General features: G+C 44.1%; 2 protein-coding genes. Both read left to right on the forward strand.

Annotated features, from left to right (window positions below):
* Nucleotides 1-146: 146 nt before the first annotated feature.
* The gene (locus A3756_RS01335; RefSeq protein WP_068552731.1) at nucleotides 147-1,109 is read left to right on the forward strand and encodes a triacylglycerol lipase; all 963 of its coding nucleotides are present in this window, start codon (nucleotides 147-149) and stop codon (nucleotides 1,107-1,109) included.
* Between the two features lie 92 nt (nucleotides 1,110-1,201).
* On the forward strand, nucleotides 1,202-1,471 hold a 270-nt coding region (locus A3756_RS01340; RefSeq protein ID WP_156490172.1), incomplete at its 3' end, for a hypothetical protein.

Genomic DNA, 1,471 nt, shown 5'->3' on the forward strand with positions numbered 1-1,471 from the left:
AGCTTTGGTTTAGAAAATAATTGGTTAAAAAATGTTCGTTTGTGATCTTGTAGAACCTTTTTTGATTGGTTTTTTGTCAAGCTAGTCTTAAGCGCTATTGAATAAAGCGACCCTGATTAATAAAAACAAATAATAGGCAAAACAATATGAAAGCTAAAAATAATAAATTTGGCCAAGCTAAAAGCTGGCTTTTACTCACGGCACTGATGGTCTTTAGTGCTCAAGCAAGTGCAATTTGTTGGTGGTGGCAGGATTGCGACGCCTACGAAACAAAATACCCTATCGTTCTAGTTCATGGTGTTTCGGGCTTTAGCGATATTTTAGGTATCGATTACTTTTATGGTGTTAAAAGTGCTCTTAAAGAACGTGGTGCCAAGGTTTATGCGCCGAATGTGACTGCATGGGATGATGCATACCAGCGTGGAGAAGACCTTATTGCAGCATTGGAAGATCTTCGTGCGGCGACGGGTGCGCAGAAATTCAACTTGATGGGCCACAGCTTGGGTGGGCCAACTGTACGCTATGCAGCGGGCGTAAGACCTGACTTGGTTGCTTCGGTAACGACTATCAATGCGGTGAACTTTGGTTCTGACTTCGCTGATGTTGCTCGCGGTATCGTTCCTGTTGGTGGTGGCCTTGAAGCATTGGTCGAAGGATCTCTTAATCTGCTTGGTAACGTAATTGATGCCTTGTCAGGCAACCCTGAGTATGCGCAGGATGCGTTGGCCTCAGTAACGTTCATGACATCGCCAGGCGCTAACCAGTTTAACGCTTTATTCCCGGATGGAAAGCCTAGCTCACGTTGTGGTGAAGGTGCATCTAAAGTAAATGGTATTCGTTACTACTCATGGGGTGGTGATGCGACATTTACCAATGCTTTAGATATTTCAGATGCGTTCTTGATGTTTACGGGTGCAACGATCAGTGGTGCGAACGATGGCTTGGTTGAACGTTGTGACCAGCATTGGGGAGATGTTATCGGTACGCGCTATAACATGAACCATATGGATGCAGTGAATCATGTCTTTGGTATTCACCATCTGTTTGAGACTGATCCTCTAACTTTATATAAGAATCAGGCATCACGCTTGAAGTCTGCTGGACTATAAGCCTTTTACAGCTCCTCTATGCTTTTAGGGGAGCTGTTTTCAGCAGCTAGCAGAACTTCTAACTTTCCAAGAGCATAAGGTATCGCTTGTCAATGACTCATCAAACCAAACTAATTAAAAGAAACTTTCTGTTGGGTGGTGCTGGCGTAGCAGCATTGGCGATGATTTTAAGTACTTTTGTATTTGATGAGGCTGCGCCGATTCATGCTAATCACCTCAGCTTACATCAAGACAATAAAATATCTCAGCTTGAGGCTAAGCCCTTGGCTAGTAATTTGGCGGAAGGTGCTCAGCTTATCAGTACGCTTGCATATGAGAGTCGACTAGGTGCATTGCCTGATTCGCTTCAAGGGACCCAGATG

The organism is Oleiphilus sp. HI0086 (assembly GCF_001635225.1).